1 pseudogene is annotated in these 210 nt (G+C 71.4%); it reads right to left on the bottom strand.

The annotated features are described in order from the left end of the window. Positions 1-210 (bottom strand): annotated as a pseudogene (locus BN358_RS26875) (hypothetical protein); the annotation flags it as partial.

Raw genomic sequence — 210 nt, forward strand, 5'->3', positions numbered from 1 at the left:
GCCGACGCTGGTCAGGAAGCCCTGCATCGACGCCATCGAGACGTGGTAGCGGGCCACGGAGTCGATGGCCTGTTCGCGGTCGCCCTTGGACTGGAGGGAACGGGCCGCGCTGGCCTTCGCGCCGGGGAACGCCGGGCTTCCGTCGATCGCGAAGTCCACGATGCTGCGCAGCAGCCCGCCGGCGACCTCCGGGGTGCGGGTGACCAACTG

The sequence above is a fragment of the Sedimentibacter sp. B4 genome, assembly GCF_000309315.1.
Taxonomy (GTDB): Bacteria; Bacillota; Clostridia; order Tissierellales; family Sedimentibacteraceae; genus Sedimentibacter; species Sedimentibacter saalensis.